At 69.6% G+C, this 22993-nt stretch carries 25 protein-coding genes; 11 read left to right on the top strand and 14 right to left on the bottom strand.

What is annotated here, in order from left to right; genetic code table 11:
- Positions 1–4: 4 nt before the first annotated feature.
- Entirely contained in the window at positions 5–1270 is a 1266-nt protein-coding gene (locus tag VNJ48_RS13300) for a deoxyguanosinetriphosphate triphosphohydrolase (RefSeq protein ID WP_325602858.1), read from the bottom strand.
- A 392-nt stretch (positions 1271–1662) separates the two neighbouring features.
- Here VNJ48_RS13300 and VNJ48_RS13305 point away from each other — a divergent pair, with 392 nt between their 5' ends.
- Positions 1663–2496: a hypothetical protein gene (locus tag VNJ48_RS13305; protein WP_325602860.1), complete on the top strand. Its 834-nt coding sequence runs from the start codon at positions 1663–1665 to the stop codon at positions 2494–2496.
- A 57-nt stretch (positions 2497–2553) separates the two neighbouring features.
- Here VNJ48_RS13305 and VNJ48_RS13310 read toward each other — a convergent pair whose 3' ends face one another.
- The 5 genes from VNJ48_RS13310 to VNJ48_RS13330 all read right to left on the bottom strand — a co-directional run bounded on the left by VNJ48_RS13310 (position 2554) and on the right by VNJ48_RS13330 (position 7306).
- Positions 2554–3492: a hypothetical protein gene (locus tag VNJ48_RS13310; RefSeq protein ID WP_325602862.1), complete on the bottom strand. Its 939-nt coding sequence runs from the start codon at positions 3490–3492 to the stop codon at positions 2554–2556.
- A gap of 201 nt (positions 3493–3693) precedes the next feature.
- The gene (dusB, locus tag VNJ48_RS13315) at positions 3694–4830 is read right to left on the bottom strand and encodes a tRNA dihydrouridine synthase DusB (RefSeq protein WP_325602864.1); all 1137 of its coding nucleotides are present in this window, start codon (positions 4828–4830) and stop codon (positions 3694–3696) included.
- Positions 4831–4867: 37 nt separating this feature from the next.
- Positions 4868–5506, bottom strand: coding sequence for a hypothetical protein (locus tag VNJ48_RS13320; RefSeq protein WP_325602866.1), 639 nt, complete (start codon positions 5504–5506; stop codon positions 4868–4870).
- Between the two features lie 26 nt (positions 5507–5532).
- Positions 5533–6933 carry a glycine--tRNA ligase gene (locus VNJ48_RS13325; RefSeq protein ID WP_325602867.1) on the bottom strand — a complete coding sequence of 467 codons (1401 nt, stop codon included), beginning with the start codon at positions 6931–6933 and terminating at the stop codon, positions 5533–5535.
- A gap of 52 nt (positions 6934–6985) precedes the next feature.
- Positions 6986–7306, bottom strand: a complete 321-nt coding sequence (locus VNJ48_RS13330; protein WP_325602869.1) for an antibiotic biosynthesis monooxygenase family protein — start codon at positions 7304–7306, stop codon at positions 6986–6988.
- A gap of 161 nt (positions 7307–7467) precedes the next feature.
- On the opposite strand from VNJ48_RS13330, the gene VNJ48_RS13335 reads away from it, so the two are divergent.
- From VNJ48_RS13335 to VNJ48_RS13350, 4 genes are read left to right on the top strand one after another with little or no spacing between them, the layout of a single operon-like run.
- On the top strand, positions 7468–8415 hold the full coding sequence (locus VNJ48_RS13335; protein WP_325602871.1) for a metal ABC transporter substrate-binding protein: 948 nt from the start codon (positions 7468–7470) through the stop codon (positions 8413–8415).
- Complete coding sequence (locus VNJ48_RS13340) at positions 8409–9212, top strand: ABC transporter ATP-binding protein (protein ID WP_325602873.1); 804 nt, start codon at positions 8409–8411, stop codon at positions 9210–9212. Before VNJ48_RS13335 ends, VNJ48_RS13340 begins: the two co-directional genes overlap by 7 nt.
- Positions 9209–10240, top strand: a complete 1032-nt coding sequence (locus VNJ48_RS13345) for a metal ABC transporter permease (protein ID WP_325602875.1) — start codon at positions 9209–9211, stop codon at positions 10238–10240. Before VNJ48_RS13340 ends, VNJ48_RS13345 begins: the two co-directional genes overlap by 4 nt.
- A 19-nt stretch (positions 10241–10259) precedes the next feature.
- A complete protein-coding gene (locus VNJ48_RS13350) occupies positions 10260–10658 on the top strand; it encodes a Fur family transcriptional regulator (protein WP_325602877.1) in 399 nt (132 codons plus the stop codon).
- Between the two features lie 13 nt (positions 10659–10671).
- On the opposite strand, the gene VNJ48_RS13355 is transcribed toward VNJ48_RS13350, so the two are convergent.
- The 4 genes from VNJ48_RS13355 to leuA all read right to left on the bottom strand — a co-directional run bounded on the left by VNJ48_RS13355 (position 10672) and on the right by leuA (position 14959).
- A complete protein-coding gene (locus tag VNJ48_RS13355; protein ID WP_325602879.1) occupies positions 10672–11448 on the bottom strand; it encodes an isoprenyl transferase in 777 nt (258 codons plus the stop codon).
- Positions 11449–11532: 84 nt separating this feature from the next.
- Positions 11533–12261, bottom strand: a complete 729-nt coding sequence (gene recO, locus VNJ48_RS13360) for a DNA repair protein RecO (RefSeq protein ID WP_325602881.1) — start codon at positions 12259–12261, stop codon at positions 11533–11535.
- 27 nt (positions 12262–12288) lie between these two features.
- Positions 12289–13149: an alpha/beta hydrolase gene (locus tag VNJ48_RS13365; RefSeq protein ID WP_325602883.1), complete on the bottom strand. Its 861-nt coding sequence runs from the start codon at positions 13147–13149 to the stop codon at positions 12289–12291.
- 46 nt (positions 13150–13195) lie between these two features.
- Positions 13196–14959: a 2-isopropylmalate synthase gene (gene leuA / locus VNJ48_RS13370; RefSeq protein ID WP_325602885.1), complete on the bottom strand. Its 1764-nt coding sequence runs from the start codon at positions 14957–14959 to the stop codon at positions 13196–13198.
- Positions 14960–15129: 170 nt separating this feature from the next.
- Here leuA and VNJ48_RS13375 point away from each other — a divergent pair, with 170 nt between their 5' ends.
- A complete protein-coding gene (locus VNJ48_RS13375) occupies positions 15130–15897 on the top strand; it encodes a hypothetical protein (protein WP_325602887.1) in 768 nt (255 codons plus the stop codon).
- Here VNJ48_RS13375 and VNJ48_RS13380 read toward each other — a convergent pair.
- On the bottom strand, positions 15852–16655 hold the full coding sequence (locus VNJ48_RS13380) for a class I SAM-dependent methyltransferase (RefSeq protein WP_325602889.1): 804 nt from the start codon (positions 16653–16655) through the stop codon (positions 15852–15854). The two genes, VNJ48_RS13375 and VNJ48_RS13380, sit on opposite strands and share 46 nt — an antisense overlap.
- 36 nt (positions 16656–16691) lie before the next feature.
- On the opposite strand from VNJ48_RS13380, the gene VNJ48_RS13385 reads away from it, so the two are divergent.
- From VNJ48_RS13385 to VNJ48_RS13400, 4 genes are read left to right on the top strand one after another with little or no spacing between them, the layout of a single operon-like run.
- A complete protein-coding gene (locus VNJ48_RS13385) occupies positions 16692–17177 on the top strand; it encodes a flavodoxin family protein (protein ID WP_325602891.1) in 486 nt (161 codons plus the stop codon).
- Between the two features lie 35 nt (positions 17178–17212).
- A complete protein-coding gene (locus VNJ48_RS13390; protein ID WP_325602892.1) occupies positions 17213–18004 on the top strand; it encodes a septum formation family protein in 792 nt (263 codons plus the stop codon).
- Positions 18001–18825 carry a septum formation family protein gene (locus VNJ48_RS13395; RefSeq protein ID WP_325602894.1) on the top strand — a complete coding sequence of 275 codons (825 nt, stop codon included), beginning with the start codon at positions 18001–18003 and terminating at the stop codon, positions 18823–18825. Before VNJ48_RS13390 ends, VNJ48_RS13395 begins: the two co-directional genes overlap by 4 nt.
- 58 nt (positions 18826–18883) lie before the next feature.
- Positions 18884–19843 carry a GNAT family N-acetyltransferase gene (locus tag VNJ48_RS13400; protein ID WP_325602895.1) on the top strand — a complete coding sequence of 320 codons (960 nt, stop codon included), beginning with the start codon at positions 18884–18886 and terminating at the stop codon, positions 19841–19843.
- A 191-nt stretch (positions 19844–20034) separates the two neighbouring features.
- Here the strand turns inward: VNJ48_RS13400 and VNJ48_RS13405 are convergent, their stop codons facing one another.
- Genes VNJ48_RS13405 through VNJ48_RS13415 form a run of 3 tightly spaced genes read right to left on the bottom strand, consistent with a single transcriptional unit; the run spans position 20035 to position 22161 of the window.
- Positions 20035–20778, bottom strand: coding sequence for an aminoglycoside phosphotransferase family protein (locus VNJ48_RS13405; protein ID WP_325602897.1), 744 nt, complete (start codon positions 20776–20778; stop codon positions 20035–20037).
- 37 nt (positions 20779–20815) lie between these two features.
- The gene (locus VNJ48_RS13410) at positions 20816–21523 is read right to left on the bottom strand and encodes a 4a-hydroxytetrahydrobiopterin dehydratase (protein ID WP_325602899.1); all 708 of its coding nucleotides are present in this window, start codon (positions 21521–21523) and stop codon (positions 20816–20818) included.
- A 20-nt stretch (positions 21524–21543) separates the two neighbouring features.
- The gene (locus VNJ48_RS13415; protein WP_325602901.1) at positions 21544–22161 is read right to left on the bottom strand and encodes a GNAT family N-acetyltransferase; all 618 of its coding nucleotides are present in this window, start codon (positions 22159–22161) and stop codon (positions 21544–21546) included.
- A gap of 165 nt (positions 22162–22326) precedes the next feature.
- Between VNJ48_RS13415 and VNJ48_RS13420 the strand changes: the two genes are divergently transcribed.
- On the top strand, positions 22327–22993 hold a 667-nt coding region (locus VNJ48_RS13420; protein WP_325602903.1), incomplete at its 3' end, for a DUF222 domain-containing protein.

Here is a 22993-nt window from a genome sequence, read left to right on the forward strand (position 1 = left end):
TGTCTCAGGCCATCAGCTCGGCATGACGGCTGATGGCGCGCGCATCGGTGTACGACGCCACCTGGTCGACGATGACTCGTTGCCGGGTGGCGTCGTCATGTGCGGACTCCCAGTCCTCGACGAACGAGGGGTCCAGCCCATCGGGACCCAGCGCCCAGAGTCCCTCGAAGAGCTCGGCCATCAGGCTCCGCTGGCGCTCCATCAGGTCGACCCGGTCCTGGGCCTGCATGACGTAGTGGGCGGCGATCCCCTTGAGGATGCCGATCTCGACCTCGGTCTTCCGTGGCACCACCAGGTCGGCGCGGTGCCGGACGAAGGGACCGTCCGACGCGGCGAACGTGGCCGTCTGGACACTCCCGCAGAACCGTCCCACGAGGTCACTGGTGAGGTTCTTGATCGCGGCCAGCGAGCGCCTGCTTCCGTCGTACGCCGCACGCGGCCAGCTCTCCTGCGCCTGCATCGACGCGAGCGCGTCCGTCAGCTCGGCGTCACCGCACTCGGGGAGGTACCACGCGCGGACCGTCTCCCACAGCGCGTCGAGGTCGAGCCTGGTCAGGTCGAGCCGGTCGGCCACGATCCCGTCCTCGACGTCATGCACCGAGTAGGCGACGTCGTCCGCCAGGTCCATCACCTGCGCCTCGAGGCACTTGCGCGTCCCCTCGACCCCCTGGCGCAACCAGGAGAAGACGTCGACGTCGTCGTCGTAGACGCCGAACTTCACCACGAAGCGCGGTGTGCCATCGGAGTGCACTCCGCGTGGGTCGGTGGCGAAGGCGCGGGTCCACGGATATTTCGTGCAGGCGTCCAGGGTGGCGCGCGTCAGGTTCAGCCCGACCGAGCCGGTCTCGGAGAACGTCTTGGCCTCCAGCCGGGTGAGCAGCCGCAGCGTCTGCGCGTTGCCCTCGAAGCCCCCGCAGTCCTGGCTCAGTGCGGCCAGGGCACGCTCGCCGTTGTGGCCGAACGGCGGATGGCCCAGGTCGTGGGCCAACGCCGCCGTCTCGGTGACGTCGGCATGGCAGCCGAGGGCCCGCGCCAGGTCACGGGCCACCTGGGCGACCTCAAGGCTGTGGGTGAGTCGGTTGCGGACGAAGTCGTCCGACTGCGGGCCGACGACCTGCGTCTTGGCCGCGAGCCGGCGCGAGGCCGCCGCGTGCACCACCCGCGCGCGGTCGCGCTCGAAGGCCGTCCGCTCGGGAGCGTCGACCCGCTTCGGGGGCTCGGCGACGATCCGCTCGCGGTCGGCGTCGCCGTACAACTGCTCGATGTCCATCGATGAGCGAGCCTAGTGGGGCGCGTGGACCGTGGGCCGTTCGGCCGAGGTTGGAGAGCGGCGGGACGCGGACCTCCTGCCGAGTTGGGCACTCCGCCACTTTTGCGTGTCCCCATGACAGCCTTCCGCGACTCCCACATCGTTGTCACAGGAGGAGGTCATGGATGGGTGAGGCTGTGGTGACGGAGGCGGCACCCACGGTCGAGGCTCGTAGAGTCCCTCGACACCGACTACCCGCACCAAGGGCGCCAGAGAGACGCCAAGAGACTGAACTCACCGCTTCGCGGACCGCACCCGGAAGTTCGACGCCATCACTGGCCGACGGCAACCGCATCGCGAGTCGCGGCGTGTAACGTCACAGAGTGAGACCGACCCCTGGAAGGTGGGCCACCGTGGGGCGCAGGCGTATCAGCGGATTGCTGGTCGTACTTCTACTAGGGGCCGCGTGCTCGGCCGACCGTGACAGCGGAACGTCCACGCCTCCAGTCGCGTCGAGCAGCCTCAGCGGGCCGAGCGACCCGAGCGACGTCCCCTCAAGCGCCGAACCAGCAACAGCTGCCCCCGAGCGTGCTGTCGAGGTCACTCGTTGTGACGAGGTCAGGCTTCCCGAGGGCGGAGTCGGTGGGGCCGACTTCAACCTCGACGCCGCCGAGGGGCTGCTGGACATCAACTTCAGCGATACCCGCCGAGGCGTACACCGGAACATCTCCTACACGGTGGAGTACCTGAAGGACCCCACGTGTCGCGAGACGGCCGAGGTGGCCCAGCTGATCGCCCGAGTGGGGCCGCCCGATTGGCCGCCCGTCGTCCTCGGTCCGCAGGGAGCAGGCCCGCTCCATCTGGGCATGACCTACCAGGAGATCGGCGACTCCGGGGCCGCGTCGACAGTGCTGGGATCACGTCATGACGGCTGGCCCGCAGGCTGCCGGATTCTGCACTATCGTGCGTCACGCTTCGGACGGGTTCCCGGTGCCACCTTGAACGGAACCGTGTCCCCTGAGCGGGGCCTCGAGCAGCTCTACGCGACGTCACGGATGATCACCCCACAGGGGGTCCGAATCGGCTCCTCAGCCGACGATGTCGCAGCGGCGTACGACCTTGCCGGCGTGAGCCCGGGCGAGAGCGTCACCGTTCCTGCCTCCGCCCGAGCTGTCTACCGCATCCAGCTCACTCAAGTCGTCACCTCGATCTCGCTCGAGCTGCGGCAGCTCGGCTGCATGAGGTAGAGCCCACTCGCTGTCGTGGCGCTTGGGACGTGGCGGCAGACGTCGCCTCAGACGCGATCAGTACGTCGTGACGTGCACGTGGTCGTAGTGGTTGGCCGTGGTCGAGCCGCGGTCCGACATGGACCGCCACCCCTCGCCGCCACGATCCAGCGACCAGATGTTCTGGGAGTAGATGATGTAGGAGACGCCGAGGGCGGAGTAGTTGGCCCGCACGAACTCGGCGACCTCCCAGCCCCGGCTGCCGCTCACCATGATGTCGATCGCGATGCCCCGCGCGTGGTCGCCGTCGCCGCGGTAGGTGCCGTAGGACGTGATGTCCGGGAATGCGGCACACACGGCTCGGTGGACCTCGATCACGTTGGCCTGGCCCGCGACCGATGAGCCGTTGGTGCAGGATCCGCCGAGCGTCGGCTCGTCCGACGGCTTCTCGTCGGCCAGGTAACCCGCGCTGACCCACCGGGACTTGTCGTTGATGACGATCTCGACGCGATCGTTGGCGGCCCGGCCGGTGACCAGCACCTTCTCGAGCTCGTCGAGGACGCCGAGCATGGCGGCGTCGCTCTCGGGACCCGACCACAGGTTGAGCTCGGTGGTGGTCCACATCTTGGTGGCGGCGCGGCTGACGGCCTGGACCGTCGCCTTCCGCTCCTGCTTCACCTGGAGCTGGGCCTTGCGTGCTGACTGCTGCTCGGCCTGCTGCCGGGTCTGGCGCTTCTCCACCTTCAGGGACTTCAGACGCGACTCCGACCGGGAGACGACGTCCTCACGCAGGGAGCCACCAGCCGCGGCGCGGGACACGGCGCCCGAGACGCCAACCGAGTCGGCGGCGGAGCCGATGCTCGCCGAGGAGGCGAGGAACTCGTCGGTCTGGGGAGGGGCGAGCAGGACTCCGAGGCTGACGGCGGAGAACGTTGCCATGATGGCGATGGGCCCCGCGACCTGGATGGCCTTGGGACGGCGGGCATTGGTTTCCCGCTTGTGGCGATGCTGAGCCACAGCGTTGGTCCTTTGCTGATTGCGTGCAGGGGAATGTCCAGCGCTCAAGCGGGGAAGCTCGGGGCGAGCGCCGGACGTGAGAGCGAGTCAAACACACGATCTCGGGCCTGTCTCAATTCTCGGGGCGAGTGTTCCGCTTCTTTCCCCTCCCGTGCCCAGGACTTTCCCCGGTGGTGGACCTGGGCAGCCCGTCGGCCGCACTCAGCCCCCCGTGAGCTCCGTGGTGTCCTCACGCACGTGCAGATCACGGCCATCGGTGTCGTCCAGCCAGCCCTCGGGCAGCACGACCCGCTTGCGGGGGGCTCCCTGGCGCCCGCGCGGGGTGCCCAGCTCCGAGGTGGGGAAGGGCTCGTCGGGGTCCAGATCGGCCAGCAGGGTGTCGAGGGTGGCGAGCGATTCGACCAGGGCCAGCGAGTGGCGGAGCTCGCCCCCGGCGCGGAACCCCTTGAGGTACCACCCGACGTGCTTGCGGAACTCCTTGCACCCGCGCTCCTCCCCCATGTGCTCGCTCAGCAGCTCCGCGTGGCGTCGCATCATGTGGGCGACCTCACCCAGGTTCGGCAGCGTCGCCACGTCGTCCCCACGGAACGCGGCAGCCAGGTCGCGGAAGAGCCACGGCCGGCCCAGGCAGCCGCGGCCGACGACCACTCCGTCGACGCCGGTCTCCGCGACCATGCGGAGCGCGTCGGAGGCCTCCCAGATGTCGCCGTTGCCGAGGACGGGGATGTCGACCGACTCCACGAGCTGGCCGATGGCATCCCAGTCCGCCTGCCCCGAGTAGGCCTGCTCGACGGTGCGTCCGTGCAGCGCGATCGCGGCAGCGCCCGACTCCTGGGCGATCCTGCCGGCGTCGAGGTAGGTGAGGTGGTCGTCGTCGAGCCCCTTGCGGGTCTTCATGGTCACGGGCACGTCGTACGCCGCAGCGGCACCCACCGCGGCCGCGAGGATGTCGGCGAGCAGCCCGCGCTTCCACGGCAGGGCTCCTCCGCCGCCCTTGCGCGTCACCTTCGGGACCGGGCAGCCGAAGTTGAGGTCGACGTGCGCGACGCCGTAGTCGGCGCACAGGATCTCGACGGCCTTGCCGACGTAGACCGGGTCGGTGCCGTACAGCTGGACCGAGCGGACCGTCTCGAGATCGTCGAAGACGAGCATCTTCCTGGTCGTCTCGTCACCCTCGACGAGACCGCGCGAGGTGATCATCTCGCAGACGTAGAGGCCCGCTCCCTGCTCGGCACAGAGTCGGCGGTAGGCCGCGTTCGTGATGCCGGCCATCGGCGCCAGCACGACGGGGGTCTCGATCGTCAGGGACCCGAGAGTCAGCGGAGCGGAACCGGCCATGGCGCCATTCTCGCCGGTGAGCCTGCCAGACCGCGATTCAGCGCCGCTTGCTCTTCCGGTCCTTGCCGGGCCTCGGCTTCGCGGTCGGCTTCGCGGTCGGTACGTCGACCTCGCCGGTCCAGCTGACGGCCGTGACCTCCACGTCGGGCTGGAAGGTGATGGACTGGAACGTCGCACTGGGTGAGCTGAAGAAGACCAGGCACATCTCCGCCTCCTCCCCTGCGCCGAACGAGGTCGGCAGCGGACCCGACGGGCACGGCTCGAAGGGGGCCGCGAACTTCGAGGGTGGTGTCAGCGTCTGCTGGGAGTCGACGAGGTAGAGCGGGACGTCGAGGCCCCCGATCTCGGCATCCCCCTCGTTGGCGATGACCACGTCGACGTAGTAGGGCTGGTTGGCCTCCGTGATACCCGGAGCCACGAGCCCGTCGAAGTCGGCGAAGCGGCCCTCGCGCACCCGCTCGACCTGGATGGCGAGGTCGCTCGTCAGGTTGTTCGTGGGCTCCCAGGACACGGACTCGGTGTCACCGAACGCCAGCTCGGTGGGTGCCGCCGACGGCGTCTCGGACGCGGAGGGTGTGGCCGGCGCGTCCGGGTCCTGCTCCCGGCCGGCGCACGCCGAGAGCGCGCCGCCGAGAGCGACCGTCAGGGCGAGCAGGACCACAGAACTGCGCAGCATGGGGGCATTGTGCACCCCGGGGCGCCTCAGCAGCCGACGAACCGCTCCGCGAACCAGCGAGTGATCCCATCGAGGCTGATCCGCTCCTGCGCCATCGTGTCGCGCTCGCGCACGGTGACGGCGTTGTCGTCGAGCGTCTCGAAGTCGACGGTGACGCAGTAGGGCGTCCCGATCTCGTCCTGGCGGCGGTAGCGACGCCCGATGGCACCCGCGTCGTCGAACTCGACGTTCCAGCTCTCCCGCAGGTCGGCCGCCAGGGCCTTCGCCTTGGGCGTGAGATCGACATTGCGGGACAGCGGGAGCACCGCGACCTTCACCGGCGCCAGCTTCGGGTGGAGCTTGAGCACGGTGCGCTTGTCGACACCGCCCTTGGTGTTGGGCGCCTCGTCCTCGGTGTAGGCGTCGACGAGGAAGGCCATCATCGCGCGGTTGGGGCCGGCCGCGGGCTCGATGACGTAGGGCACGAAGCGCTCGTTGTTCGCCTGGTCGAAGTAGGACAGGTCCTTGCCGGAGGCCTCGCCGTGCTGGGTGAGGTCGAAGTCGGTGCGGTTGGCGATGCCCTCGAGCTCGCCCCACTCGCTGCCGGCGAAGCCGAAGCGGTATTCGATGTCGACCGTACGCTTGGCGTAGTGCGACAGCTTCTCCTGCGCGTGCTCGTAGTGGCGCAGGTTGTCGGGGTTGATGCCGAGGTCGGCGTACCAGCGCGTGCGCTCGTCGATCCAGTACTGGTGCCATTCCTCGTCCTCGCCGGGCTTGACGAAGAACTCCATCTCCATCTGCTCGAACTCGCGGGTCCGGAAGATGAAGTTGCCCGGCGTGATCTCGTTGCGGAAGGACTTCCCCATCTGGGCGATGCCGAAGGGGGGCTTGGAGCGGCTGGTCGTCACCACGTTGGCGAAGTTGAGGAAGATGCCCTGGGCGGTCTCGGGGCGCAGGTAGTGCACCCCGGACTCGTCCTCGATCACACCGAGGTTGGTCTTGAGCATCATGTTGAAGTTGCGCGGCGGGGTCCACGACGAGCGCGTACCGCAGTTGGGGCAAGCGACGACGTCGTTGATGTTGACGTCATCGGGGTTGTCCAGACCCTTCTTCGCCGCGTATTCCTCCTGCAGGTGGTCCTCACGGAACCTCTTGTGGCAGGACTGGCACTCGACCAGCGGGTCGGTGAAGGTCGCGAGGTGACCGGAGGCCTCCCACGTGCGGGTGGGCAGGATGACGCTGGAGTCCAGGCCGACGACGTCGTCGCGGCGGGTGACCATGGCCTTCCACCACTGGCGCTTGATGTTCTCCTTGAGCTCCACCCCGAGCGGGCCGTAGTCCCAGGCAGAGCGGGTGCCGCCGTAGATCTCACCGCAGGGGTAGACGAAACCGCGTCGCTTCGCGAGCGAGACGACGTTGTCGAGGGCGGTGGGGGCGGGCTTGGCCACGAGGATTCCTTGCAGGTGAAGATGGCCGGCTGGCTGCCGGTCAGGCGAGCGCTCAGCCTAGTGCGCGCGCCGAGGCGACATTGAGGTCGGTGCCGGGCTCAGCCACTTCGTAGGCGCTGGGCTCGTCGATGGCACGGCTCAGCAGCGGCACCGCGTGCAACTTGACGTCGTACGCCGACAGCGCGCGACGGTAGGCGCCGACGTTCTCCCACCGCGTGGAGAGGACCCACAGCTCGGGATCGTCGACGTTGCGACCGAGGGTGCCGTCGAGATAACCCGGCCGCTCCGCCAGCGCGGCGTGCGCGACCTCCATGTCGCTGCGGAACGCCGATGCATCGGAGGCTGGGACACGGAAGCGGGAGACGACGAGCACGATCGAACAGTACCTATGCCGCCAGGTGACCGGCGTGTCGAACGTGTCGAAGTCGCCGTACGCCGCACCGCAACGCTCAGGCGGACGAGCCCCCGGACTTTCTCACGTCCGACGCGCCGCGTACTTTGACAATCATTCTCAACAAGCCGAGAATCATTCTCATGTCGACGTTCGCCACCCGTTCCCGTGCCCTGCCTCTCGTCACTGCCTCCCTCCTCCTCGCGGGGTGCGGAGCGTCGAGCGGGGCGTCCAGCTCAGACAAGCAGGCCGTCGCCGGATTCTTCCCCCTGGCGTGGGTCACGGAGCGGGTGGCGGGCGATGGCTGGGAGGTCACCAACCTGACCCAGCCGGGCGGTGAGCCGCACGACCTCGGACTCAGCATCGCTGCGACCGCCGACCTCGACGAGGCCGACGTGATCGTCTTCGAGCACGAGTTCCAGCCCGCCGTCGACGACGCCATCGAGAACATCTCCGACGCCACCCTCGTCGATGCCGCCGAGGCGGTCGAGCTGCGGTCGCTCGAGGAGAGCCACGAGGACGGTCACGAGGGCGAGGGCGCCGAGGAGGGCCACGAGGAGGAGCACGGCGACAGCGGCACCGACCCACACTTCTGGCAGGACCCGCTGCTGATGGCCGACCTCGCCGACGAGGTGGCGGACGCACTGGCCGAGGCCGACGCCGACGGTGCGGCGACGTACCGCGACAACGCACAGGAGCTGCGCACGGAGCTCGAGCAGCTCGACGCCGACTTCACCGAGGGTCTGGCCGACTGCGAGCGCGACACCGTGGTCGTCAGCCACGAGGCGTTCGGTTATCTCGAGCGCTACGGGCTGCACTTCGAGGGCATCGCCGGGCTGACCCCCGATGCCGAGCCCACGCCCGCCGTGCTGGCCGAGCTGGAGGACCTGATCGCCGCCGAGGGCATCACCACCGTCTTCTCCGAGCGCCTCGCCTCCCCGGCGATGGCGGAGAGCCTGGCTTCGGACACGGGCGTCGAGACCGCGGTGCTCGACCCGATCGAAGGACCGGGCGAGGGTGACGACGCCAGCGACTACGTTGCTCTCATGCAGCAGAACCTCGCGGCCCTCCAGCGAGCCAACGGATGCTGAACGCCGCCGGCACCCCCGTCGTCGAGGCGCGTGACGTCACTGTCGCCCTCGGCGGACGGCCGGTGCTGCGCGGCAACAACCTGATCGTCCGCGAGGGCGAGTTCGTCGCCCTGATGGGGGCCAACGGCTCGGGCAAGAGCACCCTGGTGCGGGCCCTCACCGGCCTGCTCCCCCTCACGCAGGGCTCCGTGCTCCTCTTCGGGACCCCGGTCGGCGACTTCAAGGCCCGTCACCGGGTCGGTTTCGTGCCACAACGCGGTACGGCCGCCGGCGGCGTACCCGCCAACGTGCGCGAGGTCGTGTCGTCCGGTCGACTGACCCGCCGTGGCCTCCTGCGGCCCACCAGCCGCGCCGACCGCGCCGCCATCGACGACGCCCTTGGGGTCGTCGGACTCAGTGACAAGGCAGGCGACAGCGTCTCCACGCTCTCCGGTGGCCAGCAGCAGCGGGTGCTGATCGCCCGCGCCCTGGCGGGCGAGCCCGATCTCTTCTTCCTCGACGAGCCGGCCGCGGGTGTGGACCTGCCCAGCCAGCTCGCGCTGGCGGAGGCTCTGCGCATCCTGTCGGGCCGAGGCGCGAGCATCGTCCTCGTCGCCCACGAGCTCGGACCGCTCGAGCCGCTCGTCGACCGGGCGGTCGTCCTGCGAGGCGGGCGGGTCGCCTACGACGGACCCCCGCTCCCGCAGGACGACGTCCATGGCCACCACCATCCCGGGGGCGCCGCGCACGACCACGCGCCCCACGTCGGCTCCCCCTTCGACACGTTGCAGTCGCGCGCGCGTGAGGGCGGCCGATGAGCCTCGCAGAGCTTTCCGACCTGCTCGGACGCGAATTCATGCAGCGCGCCCTGCTCGCCGCACTTCTGACCGGCCTCGCTGCACCCGCGATCGGCACCTTCCTCGTCCAGCGCCGGCTCGCGCTGCTCGGCGACGGCATCGGCCACGTGGCGGTCACCGGTGTGGCGCTCGGACTGCTCACCGGGACCTCCCCGACGTGGACGGCCGTGGTCGTGGCGATCCTGGGCGCCGTCCTCATCGAGGTCATCCGCGAACAGGGCCACACCAACGGCGACGTCGCCCTGGCGCTGCTCTTCTACGGGGGCCTCGCGGGTGGTGTGCTCATCACCGGCTTGGCTGGACAGGGCGCCAACAAGCTGCAGGCCTACCTCTTCGGGTCCATCACCAGCCTGTCCGACGCGGATGTCTGGTTCACCCTCGCGCTCGCCGTCGTGATCCTGACGGTGACCCTCGGGCTGCTCCCCCAGCTGTTTGCGGTCGCCTCCGACCCGGAGTTCGCCAAGGTGGCCGGTCTTCGCGTGCGGTTCTACAACCTGCTCCTCGCCGTGCTCGCCGCCATCACCGTCACGGTGGCGATGCGCACTGTCGGCCTGCTGCTCGTCTCGGCGCTGATGATCGTCCCGGTGGCGACGTCACAACAGTTGGCCCGCTCGTTCCGGACGACGCTCGCGGGCGCGATGGCCGTCGGTGGGGTGGCCGCCGTCGGTGGTCTGCTGATCGCTGCGTCGTTCCCAGCAGACACCACTGTGGCGCCCGGTCCGACCATCGTGCTGCTGGCCCTCGCGATGTTCGCCGCGACGTGGCCAGTGGGAGCGTGGTTGCGCCGTCGCCGGCGACTGGCCGAGCCGTTCCCGATCCTCACCGACGACTCACCCGACGAGCACGAGGTCGGGCACGCCGACGGCGAGCACCCCCACCAGCACGGCGACGACTGCGGGCACCCGGCGGTGGAGCACGGCGACCACGTCGACTACGTGCACGACGGCCACCGGCACGCACCGCACGGAGAGCACTATGACGAGCACTGAAAAGTTGGGCACTGAACGCATGAACACCGAACGCACTCCCCTGCGCCCGACCCGCCAGCGCACCGCCGTCGCCCAGGCCCTGGCGTCCGTCGACGACTTCAGGTCGGCCCAGGACATCCACGACCTGCTCAGCCGCGCCGAGACGCCGGTCGGCCTGGCCACGGTCTATCGGACGCTCAACGCGCTGGTCGAGGCCGGCGAGGTCGACATGCTCCGCACCGAGGACGGCGAGGCGATCTATCGCCGCTGCTCGGAGACCCATCACCATCACCTCGTCTGCCGCTCCTGCGGGGCGACGATCGAGGTCGAGGGACCGGCAGTCGAGCGGTGGACCACGGCCATCGCGGCCGAGCACGGCTATTCCGAGGTGTCCCACGCGTTGGAGATCTTCGGCACCTGCGGCTCGTGCCGGAGCTGATTCAGAAGTTCGGCTAGAAGTTCGGCTGCGCTCCGCCGTACCGCCGGTCGCGCCCGGCATAGGTCTCGATCGCGCGCCACAGGTCGCGGCGGTCGACGTCGGGCCAGAGCACGTCGGAGAAGACGAACTCGCTGTACGCCGCCTGCCAGAGCATGAAGTTGGAGAGCCGCTGCTCGCCGGAGGTGCGCCAGATCAGGTCGGCGTCGGCCAGCTCCGGGACGTAGAGGTGCCGGGCGATCGCCCGCTCGTCGATCTTGTCGGGCCGAATCTTCCCGGCGGCCACGTCGTGGGCGACGCCCCGGACTGCGTCCACGAGCTCGGAGCGCCCGCCGTAGTTGACGCACATCGTCAGCGTGCAGACGTCGTTGTCCTTCGTGAGCTCCTCGGCGATCTTGAGCTCCTTGATCACCGACTTCCACAGCCGTGGGGCTCGCCCTGCCCAGCGGACCCGGACCCCGAGCTCGTGCATCTCGTCGCGGCGCCGTCTGATCACGTCACGGTTGAAGCCCATCAGGAAGCGGACCTCGTCGGGCGAGCGCGACCAGTTCTCGGTCGAGAAGGCGTAGGCGGAGATCGCCTTCACCCCGATCTCGATGGCGCCCTCGACGACGTCGAAGAGGGAGCTCTCGCCCTGCTCGTGACCGGCCGTCCGCGGCAGGCCCTTGTCCTTGGCCCACCGCCCGTTGCCGTCCATGACGATCGCCACGTGCCTGGGCACGAGATCGGCGGGTACGCCGGGGGGCCGGGCGCCGCTGGGATGGGGGGTCGGCGGGCGGACTGGTCGGGGCACGGCGGCAGCGTAGCCGCCAAGGCCGGGACGTCATGAGAATCCGGCGTTCGGACGAGCACGCCTCATGACGTCAGCCTGCCCGGGTCAGCGTTCGACGTATGCCATCGAACGCAGGCCGCGCTCGAGGTGCCAGGCAAGGTAGGCGGCCACCAGGGTGCTGGCCTCGCGCAGATGGCGGGGATCGGTGACCCGCAGGCTCGCCCAGTCGCCCGTCAGCAGCGCGGACAGGGTGCTGACGGTCTCCTGCGCGGGACTGGCCGAGCCGGGGATCTTGCACGTCGTGCACATCACGCCACCCGCGGAGGGGTTGAAGTAGCGGTGCGGCCCCTCGACGCCGCAGCTGGTGCAGTGGTCGAACGACGGCGCATATCCGGCCACCGCCAGCGAACGGAGGAGGTAGGAGTCGAGGATCTGGCTGGCTGCGTGCTCCTCCGCCGCCATGGCTCGAAGTCCACCCACGAGCAGCAGGAAGTGCTGGACGGAGGGCTCCTTCTCCTCGGTGACCAGGCGCTCGGCCGTCTCGAGCATCGCGGTGCCTGCGGTGTAGCGCTCGTAGTCGAGGCCCAGCCGCGCGTGGAAGGGGTCGAGGGTCTCGGCCTGCGTGATCGTGTCGAGGTTGCGACCCTCCGCGAGCTGCAGGTCGACGTGGGTGAACGGTTCGAGGCGCGACCCCCATCGGGAGGTCGTCCGCCGGACCCCCTTGGCCACCGCTCGCACGCGCCCGTGCTGACGGGTCAGGAGGGTGATGATGCGATCGGCCTCGCCCAGCTTGTGGGTGCGGAGCACGATCGCCTCGTCGCGATAGAGGGGCACCCCCTCATTGTGCCTCGCTGATGGTCCTCAGGTGGCCGTGCGACGCGTGCGCCGCGGGGTTTCCCAGCAGGACTGGGCGAAGTCGGCCGCCAGCGCGTTGAGGCGCTCGGGGGACGAGCGCCACTCCAGGATGCTGCGGGCACGGACGAAGGTGGCGTTCGGCATCTCCCCCGCCACCATCGCCGCGTCGGCGGCCGGGTGGATCGGGTCAGCCGGGTGCCCGATCACCAGTGCTGGCGCCGTGATCGCGCGGCGCAGGCGCGACGAGGGGGCGATGCGGCCGAAGAAGATGCCGTGGACGGTCGCGGCCACGGCGGCAGGTTGCTGGTTGCAGGTGTCGAGACCGATCCCGACCCAGAAGGGCACGAGGCCACGCGGGATGGGTCGGGTGACCCAGCGCAGCGCCGAGATCGTGACCGGCAGGAATCGGGCGGCGAAGAGCAGCGGCCCGAACGCCATGATCCCGGCCTCGAGACCGTTGTCCAGCACCGGCATCTCCAGCAGGAGTCCGCGGACCCGGTCGGGAGCGATGACGGCGAGCTCGAGGGAGACGTTGGCCCCCAGGCTGGTGCCGCCCACGACCGCCTGCTCGGCGCCCACGTGGTCGAGCAGCGCCTCCACCTGCTCGGCGAAGGCCGTCATCGAGTAGACCAGCGGGTCCGCGGGCCGGTCGGAGCGACCGTGCCCGAGCAGGTCCAGGGTCACCACGTGCAGCCCCTGGGCCGCCAGAGCGCGCGCCAGCGGCTGATGCATCCGGCGCGGCATGAGCTGCCCGTGCAGCAGCACCACCCAGGAGCTGCCGGCGCCGTACTCGGTGTATTCGAGGCGATCGCGGCCGCTCTCGGGTGACTCGATGAAGAACTGACCGATGCGCTCACTGACCAGCATGGGGAGAACCTAGGCCAACCTGCGGCGATCCGCCCGACGAATCCACCTATCGGTCGGCGTGCCCCTCAGCGCGGTTCACCGCGCTGATGACCGCCTTGAGAGACGCGGTGACGATGTTGGCGTCCAACCCGACGCCCCACAGCACCTGGTCACCGACCGCGCACTCGACGTAGGCCGCCGCGATCGCGTCACCGCCCGAGCTGAGGGCGTGCTCGTGGTAGTCGAGGACGCGGACGTCGAAGCCGCCTCCAGGTCGCTCGATCTCGTTGATCGCGCTCACGAACGCAGCGATCGGGCCGTTGCCCTCACCGGAGAGAGACCTGGGCTCACCGTCGACCTGGATGCTGACGCTGAGCTGGTCGCGCTCTCCCGCCGCACTCGAGGTGTGCACGGAGTCGAGGCCGAGCGGGGTGTCGCGTTCGAGGTAAACGGCTGAGAACGTGCGCCAGATCTGCTCGGGGCTCACCTCGCCGCCCTCCGCGTCGGTGTGAGCCTGGATGACCCGGGAGAACTCGATCTGCGCACGCCGTGGGAGGTCGAGCTTGTGGTCGTTCTTGAGGATGTATGCCACCCCGCCCTTGCCGGACTGGCTGTTGACGCGGATCACCGCCTCGTAGGAACGACCGACGTCCTTGGGGTCGATGGGCAGGTAGGGAACGGCCCAGGGGTGTTCCTCGACCGGCACGCCCGCCTGGGCCGCGTCGCGCTCGAGCGCGTCGAATCCCTTCTTGATCGCGTCCTGGTGGGAGCCGGAGAAGGCGGTGTAGACGAGGTCTCCGCCGTACGGGTGCCGCTCGGCCACGGGGAGCTGGTTGCAGTACTCCACCGTCCGGCGGATCTCGTCGATCCCGCCGTCGCCGGGGTTGAAGTCGATCTGGGGGTCGATGCCCTGGGTGAGGAGGTTGAGCCCCAGCGTCACCAGGCACACGTTGCCGGTGCGTTCGCCGTTGCCGAAGAGGCAGCCCTCGATCCGGTCCGCCCCGGCGAGGTAGCCCAGCTCGGCGGCCGCGACGGCCGTACCGCGATCGTTGTGGGGGTGCAGCGAGAGGATGATGTGCTCGCGGCTGCGCAGGTGGCGACCCATCCACTCGATGGAGTCGGCATAGACGTTGGGGGTCGTCATCTCGACCGTTGCCGGCAGGTTGATGATGACCGGCTTGTCGGCGGTCGGCTTCCAGACGTCGATGACCGCGTTGCAGACGCGGACGGCGAACTCGAGCTCGGTGCCGGTGTAGGACTCGGGCGAGTACTCGTAGTAGACGTCCGTGCCGGGGATGAGCTCCTCGTACTTCTTGCAGATCTCCGCGCCGCGCACGGCGATGTCGAGGATGCCGTCCTCGTCGAGCCCGAAGACGACCCGACGCTGCAGGGTCGAGGTGGAGTTGTAGAGGTGCACGATGGCCTGCTTGGCCCCTCGCAGGGACTCGTAGGTCCGCTCGATCAGGTCCTCACGGGCCTGGGTCAGCACCTGGATCACCACGTCGTCGGGGACCAGGTCCTCCTCGATCAGCATCCGCACGAAGTCGAAGTCGGTCTGGCTGGCGGCGGGGAACCCGACCTCGATCTCCTTGTAGCCCATCGTGACGAGGAGCTGGAACATCTTCTTCTTGCGGGCCGGGCTCATCGGGTCGATGAGTGCCTGGTTGCCGTCGCGGAGGTCCACCGCGCACCAGCGCGGCGCCTGCGTCATGCGCTGGGTGGGCCAGGTGCGGTCGGTCAGGTCGACCGGGATGAACGGCTCGTAGCGATGGTGGGGCATGCCGCTCGGCTGCTGCGGGTTGCGGTCGTGCGCTGGGCTGCTGGAGATCATGATGAGGTCCTCGGGGTGGGTTCGGCGATGCCGGCGCGCACACCCTCCGCAGCGAGGGGTCCGGCTGGTCAGGCCCCGCTGCGGCAGCGAAGAAGGAGGCTGCGCATCATGATGGGACAACGATAGCGCGCGGCGGGCTCGAGGCCGCCCTGCGTTCATATGCTGGCGCGGTGATCTCGCCTCCGGCCGTACGACGCGTGCTTGCCCTGGGTGCGCTGCTGCTGGCCGGCGCCGGGTGCGGCGACAAGACCGGTCCGTCCGATCGCGTCAACGGTGTCGACACCCCGGTCACGATCGTCGACGGTGAGGTCCAGGTCTCGTGCGGTCCCCGCCCCGGTTGGTTGCCCTCGCAGATGACCGACGGGATCTCCTCCGAGCTGAGCGACGAAGAGCTCCATGCCGCCCTGGGCCAAGGGATCGAGGCGTTCGGGCCCGAGACGCAGCACTCCGTCCCCGACTGGCCCGACACGCCCTGGCGGCTGCTGGCCGAGGAGGACGACGTGCTCACGTTCGGTCTCGGTGAGTGGACCGAGAACGGGCCCGTGGGCCGCGCCCAGAGCTTCTCGGTGCAGCGTGACGGAGCGGGCTGGGCGTTCGCCGGGAGCGGCGACTGCCAGCTCCGTCCTCTGCTCGCGGAGGGCGCCAGCTGGGCGGAGGTCACCGCCCCCGCGCCTCCAGACCCCGCCGCCTCCGTCCTGAGGGTCGGGGTGAACGAGTTGGCATGCACCGGATCCCGGGACCCGTCCCCTCACCTGCGAGAACCCGTCCTGGTCGAGACCCAGGAGACTGTCGTCGTCTATTGGACCTCGACCCCACCGGAGGGCGCTCAGGCCTGCCCGGGGAACCCCACGGTCTCGCGCGAGATCACCCTCTCCGAGCCCCTCGGCGAGCGTCAGGTGCTCGACGGGTCCCGCTGGCCACCCACGCCGATCGGCTGAGCCCGTCTGCCACGAGCGGCGAAGGCCACGGCCGTGATCTCAAATGGCCCCGCCCCCAGGCGTTCTCGAAGGGTCGACCGAAGCCGTTCGCGCTTGTCAGGGTCGAGGGCCTTGATCACCTCACCGATGGGGCCGACGGCGTGGAGGTAGGGCTCCCACCACTCCTCGAAGGTGGGATGCGTGACGGTGACGGCGAGCTCCGTGCACTCGACGTCGACGAGGCCGGCCTCCTCGAAGAAGCCCTGCAGCTGACCCGCGGCACCCCCGGGCAGCTTCCCCTCCCCCGGGTGCTCGGGAGCGAGCTCGGCGAGCGCCGACCAAACAGGTGCCATCGGCTCACGGCGCCCGGCGAGGTCCCAGACGGTGGCGCCCACCCAGCCCCCGGGTCGGGTCACCCGGGCCATCTCTGCGATCCCCGCGACGGGGTCACGCATGAAGTGCACGACGAGACACGCGCCGGCGACGTCGAAGGACGCATCGGCGTACGGCAGGGCCTCAGCGACCCCCTGTCGGACCTCGACCTCGGGGAATCGCTCCCTGAAGGCCCCGACGAAGGCCTCCGAGGGGTCGATGGCCGAGACGCGGTCGGCTCCGAGCCGCGCGACGAGGTGCTCGGTCCAGGCGCCTGGCCCGGCGCCCACGTCGAGAGCATCCTGAGGGGCCGTCACCTCAAGCCAGTCGGTCAACTTCCCCGCCAGCGGACGTGAGTAGCGGCCCATGAACCGGTCGTATGCCTCGCCTGCCACTTCGAACGTCATGTCTTGCGACGCTACTCCTTCTCTAGGCTGCCCGACATGGCTCGTCTGCTGATCGTCCACCACTCTCCGACCGACACCGTTCGCTCCCTCACCGACGCGGTGGTCGCCGGCGCGCGGGACGACTCGATCGAGGGCGTCGAGGTCGTGGTCCGCGAAGCGCTGGACGCCCGGGCCGGCGACGTGCTCGAGGCGGACGGCTACCTGCTCGGCACCACGGCCAACTTCGGATATATGTCAGGGGCCGTTAAGCACTTCTTCGACACGATCTTCCTCGAGGCCGGCGGGGCACTGACCGACAACGGGTCTGCGGGCACCGCGGCGGGCGGTCGGAAGCCATACGGCCTGTGGGTCCATGGTCGTTACGACACGACCGGCGCGGTCCGCTCGGTGCACTCGATCGTGCAGGCGCTCGGCTGGCAGCAGTCGGCGCCGACACTGGAGGTCCTCGGCGACGTCGGCGAGCAGCAACGCGCTTCGGCGTACGAGCTCGGAGGTACGATCGCCGCACTGTTGAGCCAGTGACGAAACGCAGCGCCTGACGAGTTCCGAGGAGACGGATGGCCGGCCGCCTGCTGTTCCTGCCGCTCGTCGCCGCCGTGCTCGCTGTCAGCTCCTGCAGCGCCAGCGGCAGCGAGACCCCTGACGCGGACTCGGTGGAGGTCCCGGAGCTCGGCGTCTGCCGGGTGCTCGCGCCTGATGACGTCTCGGCACCGTCGAACTCCGTCGAGGTCGTGGACTGCGCCGAGGAACACACGGCCGAGACCTTTGCGGTCGGTGCGCTGCCCGCTGGACTCGAGGATGCGGCGTACGACGATCCCAAGGTGGGGGCCTTCGCCTACAAGACGTGTGCCAGGGCCTACATGAAGTTCCTCGGCGCCGACGAGAGCATGGTGATGCGGACGCTGTTGTCGTGGGCGTGGTTCCGGCCCTCGGAGAAGGCCTGGGGCGAGGGCGCTCGCTGGTATCGCTGTGACGTGGTCGGCGGCAACGAGGACGCCACGTCCTTCATCACCCTGCCCGACACCGCGCAGGGTCTGATGTCGTCGGGCCTTCCCGATGACAAGTGGATGGCGTGCGTGAACGGCGACTCGGTGCCGGGCGCCCAGCGGATCCCCTGCAGCGAGAAGCACACCTGGCGTGCCGTGACGACGATCAAGGTGGGTGCCGACGACGATCCCTACCCCGGTGACCGGCTGGTCGAGGTCACCACCCGCGACTACTGCGGAGACTCCGTCAGTGCGTGGCTGGAGTATCCGCTGCAGTACAAGTTCGCCTACACCTGGTTCCACGAAGCCGAGTGGGAGACCGGCAACCGGCGCTCCGTCTGCTGGGCGTGGACGACCGGATGAGACTCCTCGGACTGGGAGCAGTGCTTGTTGCGCTCCTGCTGGGCGGCTGCTCGCAGGACGCCCGGCCGGCCGCATCGCCGACGTCCTCCTCCCCGTCCGTCCCCGCCACGACCGCCGCTGTCCAGCCGACCGCGTCCCCTGCCCCCCGACCGGCCAGGAACGGCTGCCACCGGTTGACCCTCGCGCAGGCGGTGGCGCCAGCCGTGAGCGGCACGGCCGTCTCGTGCGCCGCGAAGCACACCTCGCACACCTACAAGATCGGCCGGCTCCCGCTCGTCTCGTCCGGCCACCTCCTGGCCGTGGACTCGCCCTCCGTCCAGTCGTCGGTGGCTGACACGTGCACGTCCCTGCTGGGCGCCCATGTCGGGGGTACGCCCGAGGAGGTGCGCCTCAGCATGGTGGAGGCGATCTGGTTCACCCCGTCGGTGACGGATGCTGCTGCCGGGGCCGACTGGTTCCGTTGCGACGTCGTCGCCCTGGCGGGCGCCGGCAGGCTGGCGCCCCTCCCCCGCTCCTCGATGGGCATGGTGGGCGCCTCGGACCGGTTCGCCATGTGCGGGACCGCATCCCCTGATGCTGCCTCCTTCGAGCGCGTGCCCTGCTCGTCGGCGCATTCGTGGGTGGCTGTCTCGACCGTGCCGCTGGCCGGGAAGGCGTATCCGTCGGTCGCCGCGGCCAGCGTCCAGATGGAGTCGGCCTGCCGCTCGGCCGCCCGCTCCCGCGCCGAGGACCCGCTCGACTTCACCTGGTCCGAGGAGCGACCCTCCCGCGAGCAGTGGGACGCCGGTCGCCGCTACGGCATCTGCTGGGCGCCGGCCTGACGTCGCCGTACGCCGAATGCAGTGGCCACCACGCCGCCGCGGCTGCGAGGGTCGGTCCATGACGACGATCGAGCAGCTCGGGCCCGACGACTGGCAGGGGTTCCGGGACATCCGGCTGCGAGCCCTGGCCGACGCGCCTGACGCCTTCGGCGTGACGCTGGAAGAGTCCCAGCAGAAGTCGGAGCAGGACTGGCGAAGGCGTCTGTCCGTGTCCGGCCCGATCCTGGTCGTGCGCGACGGAGCTACCCGGCTCGCGATGGGGGCTGGTTGGCATCCTCCCGACGAGCCCGACCGGATGATGGTGTGGGGGATGTGGACCGCGCCGGAGGCCCGGGGTCAGGGCTGTGCCCGATCACTGCTCGCCTGGCTGCTGGACCACGCACGACGTCGCGACGTCACCACGGTCGAGCTGCACGTGACCGAGGGCAACGACTCGGCCCGACGGCTGTATGTGCAGTGCGGCTTCGAGGCCACGGGTGAGTGGGAGCCGTTGCGCGAGGGATCGGACCTGAAGATCGAGCTGATGCGACGGGTGCTGTCAGACGTGCAGATCACTGCAGTCCCGCCGAACTCGGGCGTCGCTGAGCTGGCGCTGCGCGCCTATCTGCACGACGTCGCCAGCAGGTACCACCGGCGCCCTGCTACCGCAGCAGAGCTCGAGGCCGCGCTGGCCGAACACCCGTCTCATGACCTCGTCGCCCCTCACGGGGTCTTCCTCGTGGCCACCGCCGATGCCGGCGTCGTCTGCGGCTGTGTGGCTCTCGCCCGGGTGACGCCGGAGATCGGAGAGGTACGCCGGCTGCACGTCGACCACCGGTTCCGCCGACAAGGACTGGGCCGGCGGCTGATGCTCGAGGTCGAGCAGCGAGCACTCGGCATGGGCCTCTCCCAGCTGCGCCTGGACACGCGCAACGACCTCGTTGAGTCGCAGCGGCTCTACGAGTCCCTCGGCTATCGCGAGTCACCGCCTCACTCCGGCGGACCATACTCGGACCGCTGGTACGCCAAACAACTGTGAGGACGCCGTCACCTCAGAGCCCTGAGCCAGCCGATCTAGACCGTCGTAGGGGATTCGTCCATTTGCCCTCGTGACGGCCCATCTTCGTTCTAACCTTGGGGTGGCCGCTCGAACCCCATGGCGAGCGGCCGCCACGTCGACGCACATCTACCCCCCGGAGATGTGTCAGCGACGAAGAGCCGCCCGCGAACCTAGGTCGCGGGCGGTTCTGTGGTGGTCAGACCCGCCGCGTCGGACCGGTAGAGGGCGGCGTGTTCGCTCAGCTCCGGCTTGCCGAGCCTTTGGGCCATGTCGTCGCTGAAGGTCGCGAGCGCAAGGAGACGGTCCCGCAGGACGTCGTTCACGTGTCGTGGTTCGGCGTCGCAGCCGTACGCCGCCAGCAGGCGTCGCAGGCGCTGCGCACGCTCCTCATCGGTGAACCCGTCTCGCCGATCACCGCACGACAGGGGAACGATGCGATAGGCCAGGTACGCGAGATCCCAGAGCCGAGGACCCGGGGATGCGTAGTCCCAGTCGATGGCGCCGACGACGACCCCCTTGTCGAAGACCAGGTTGTACGGCGCAAAGTCGTTGTGGCAGATCACCTCGGCCGGCTCTCGGACCGGCGACCGCCACGGCCCCTGCGTGTCGAGACCTGATGTGACGTCATGGGCCCGACGCAGGAGGCGGGCTGAGGACAGCAGCGCGGCTTCGGCCCACACCCACTCAGGCGTGGGGTCGTTCGGCACCGTTCCGATGATGAATCCCAGGACCTCGTGGTCCTCCCCGATCGTGACGGGCTGGGGAACGCCGCGTACGCCGGCAGCAACCAACTCACGGAGCAGGCGATGCACGGCTGGCGTCCACGCGCCCGCGGGCCGAACCACGGTGTCACCTCGGCGCGAGACCTCGCCCATGTTGCCGCCCGCGAGCGCCTCGGAGTCCTCGCTGATCACGCGGCCAGACTAGGACGGGCGGGCCGCGGCTGGCGGCTCAGTCCGTCTTCGCCGGCGGCTGGGCGACGCACAGGATGCCCCTGTTGCCGTCGTGGTCGGCGATCACGATGAGCGACGGTGCGTCGCTGTCATCGACGATGGTCCCACCCGCAGCGACCGCGGCGGCGATCCGTTCCTCGGCCACCTCGGGCGCCACATAGACCTCGACGTGGAACCCCCGACTCGGAGAGCCGTCCTCGGCGGCGTCGCCGAACCACAGGTTGGGCACGCGCCCCGTGGCGTCCCGGACCTCATCGCTGGGCGACCCGAGGCCTTGGGACTCGGCGCTCCCCGTCAGCAGGGCAGCCCACACCGGTGCGATGGCCGCGGAGCGCGCCGTGTCGAGACCGAGCTCGAACACGCTGACCGAGGCCGGGTCGGCGTCGAGCTGGTGGTCGGCGGCGATGCCGCTGATCCGTCGGGCGAGGTCGACGTCCTGCTGGGTCACCCATTCGACGATGTGCTCGGTGCCGTCGTCCTCGCGGTAGATCGCGTCGGCGGTGGCCAGCTTGAGATCGACGTACCCCTGGCCCATCGAGATGCTCGGGTGGTGTCCGAGCGCGTCGCCCGCCTCGCCCACCGCAGTGATGAACCGGGCGCCGGCGCCGAAGTCGGCGACCAGGTAGCGGGCATGCAGCCCCTGGGCCAGCTTGCGCCAGTCGGCCAGCCCGGCCGCGACAATCTCGTCACTCTTCATCATGTCCATGCTCAGGGAACCTAGCCCTCTCACCGGTGTGCAGGCACGTCGATCGACATCACGCAGTTCTTCAACCCCTTGGGCCGGACGTAGGTGAAACCGAGCCGATCGTAAAGCCGCCGGGTGCCGTTGTAGAGGAACGACGACGACATCTTCTTCGTCTGGTTGGTCAGGTCGTGCGGATAGGCCTCGACCACGCCGCCACCGGCCTGCGCGATGAGGTCGAGTGCACCGCGGATCGCGAGCTCGGTGACGCCCTGGCGGCGGTATCTCTTGTCCACGAAGACGCAGGTGATCCGGTAGTCGGGGTCGCAGTCCTTCTCGGCGTCGTACTGCTTGCGATGGTGGAGGGTGGGCAGCTCGGTCGGCGTGCCGTACTCCGCCCACCCAACCGCCTCGTCGCCGTCCATCACCAGCGCCGCGTGGGCTTCGCCGGCCAGGACGTACGCCTTCTTCAGCTCCCGGTTGGCCTCGGCACCCTGGCCGCGCTCGGGGCCGTCGGGGTGGAACCAGATGCACCAGCAGCCGCCGAAGATCCCGCCGTGTCGCACCACGAGGGCGTCGAACGCCGGCCAGGTCTCGGCCGTCAGTGGTCTGACCTCGAACCCTTTGTCGGTGCTTGCGTCGGTGCTCGTGTCGGTCGTCATGGGCTCACCGTAGGGCCGTTTCCGGACGGTGGGCGTCCGGATCGGGGTGCGTACGGCGGTCCGATCGACTCAGTCCCGAAAGATTCCTCGAAGAACTTTCCCCAGCCACCGCGAACAGGCTGATTTCGGGCCCTCAGTGTCGGTGGTCCCTGCTTGGCTTGTCTCATGCCAGCGACCGCCACCACCGCCACCTTGCCGGACACTCCGGCCGAGGTGCTGGCTGCGTTGCGGTCCGAGCAGGACCTGCGGCGGGCCTCCGACGTCAGGTCGATGCAGCTCGCTGCGCACTGGGTCGCACTCCACCCGGCCGCGGAATCAGAGGACCCGGCCGGGTGCTTCCAATCACCCAAGACCCTCGCAGGTGAAGGGTCCCCGGCCATCGACGAGTTCTGCATCCCCGAGGTCGCCACCAAGCTCGGGATGACGTGCGACTCGGTCGGGTCCTACCTCACCGACGTCATCGAGCTCCGCTATCGGCTGCCGCAGCTGTGGGCCGCGATCCTGACGGGTGACGTGATGGCGTGGCGGGCCAGGGTCATCGCCCAGACCACGGTCGACCTCACACCGGAGGCGGCGGCGTTCGTGGACCAGCAGACCGCGTGGTGCGCCAACAGGGTCACCCCCTCGCAGCTTATGCGGCTGGTGGCCCACGCCCGGGCCAGGTTCATGCCCGAACTGCTGGCAGCAGAGATCGAAGCCGCCGCCGACAAGCGGCACGTCACCTTCGTCTGTGACCAGGTGTCCTTCGACGGCACCATGCACCTCGAGGCCGACCTCGACGTCCCCGACGCCCTCGGCCTCGCTGAAGCCGTGTCCGCCGGCGCCGCGCGGC

Origin of the sequence: Nocardioides sp., assembly GCF_035576065.1 — a bacterium.
In the GTDB taxonomy this organism is placed as follows: domain Bacteria; phylum Actinomycetota; class Actinomycetes; order Propionibacteriales; family Nocardioidaceae; genus Nocardioides.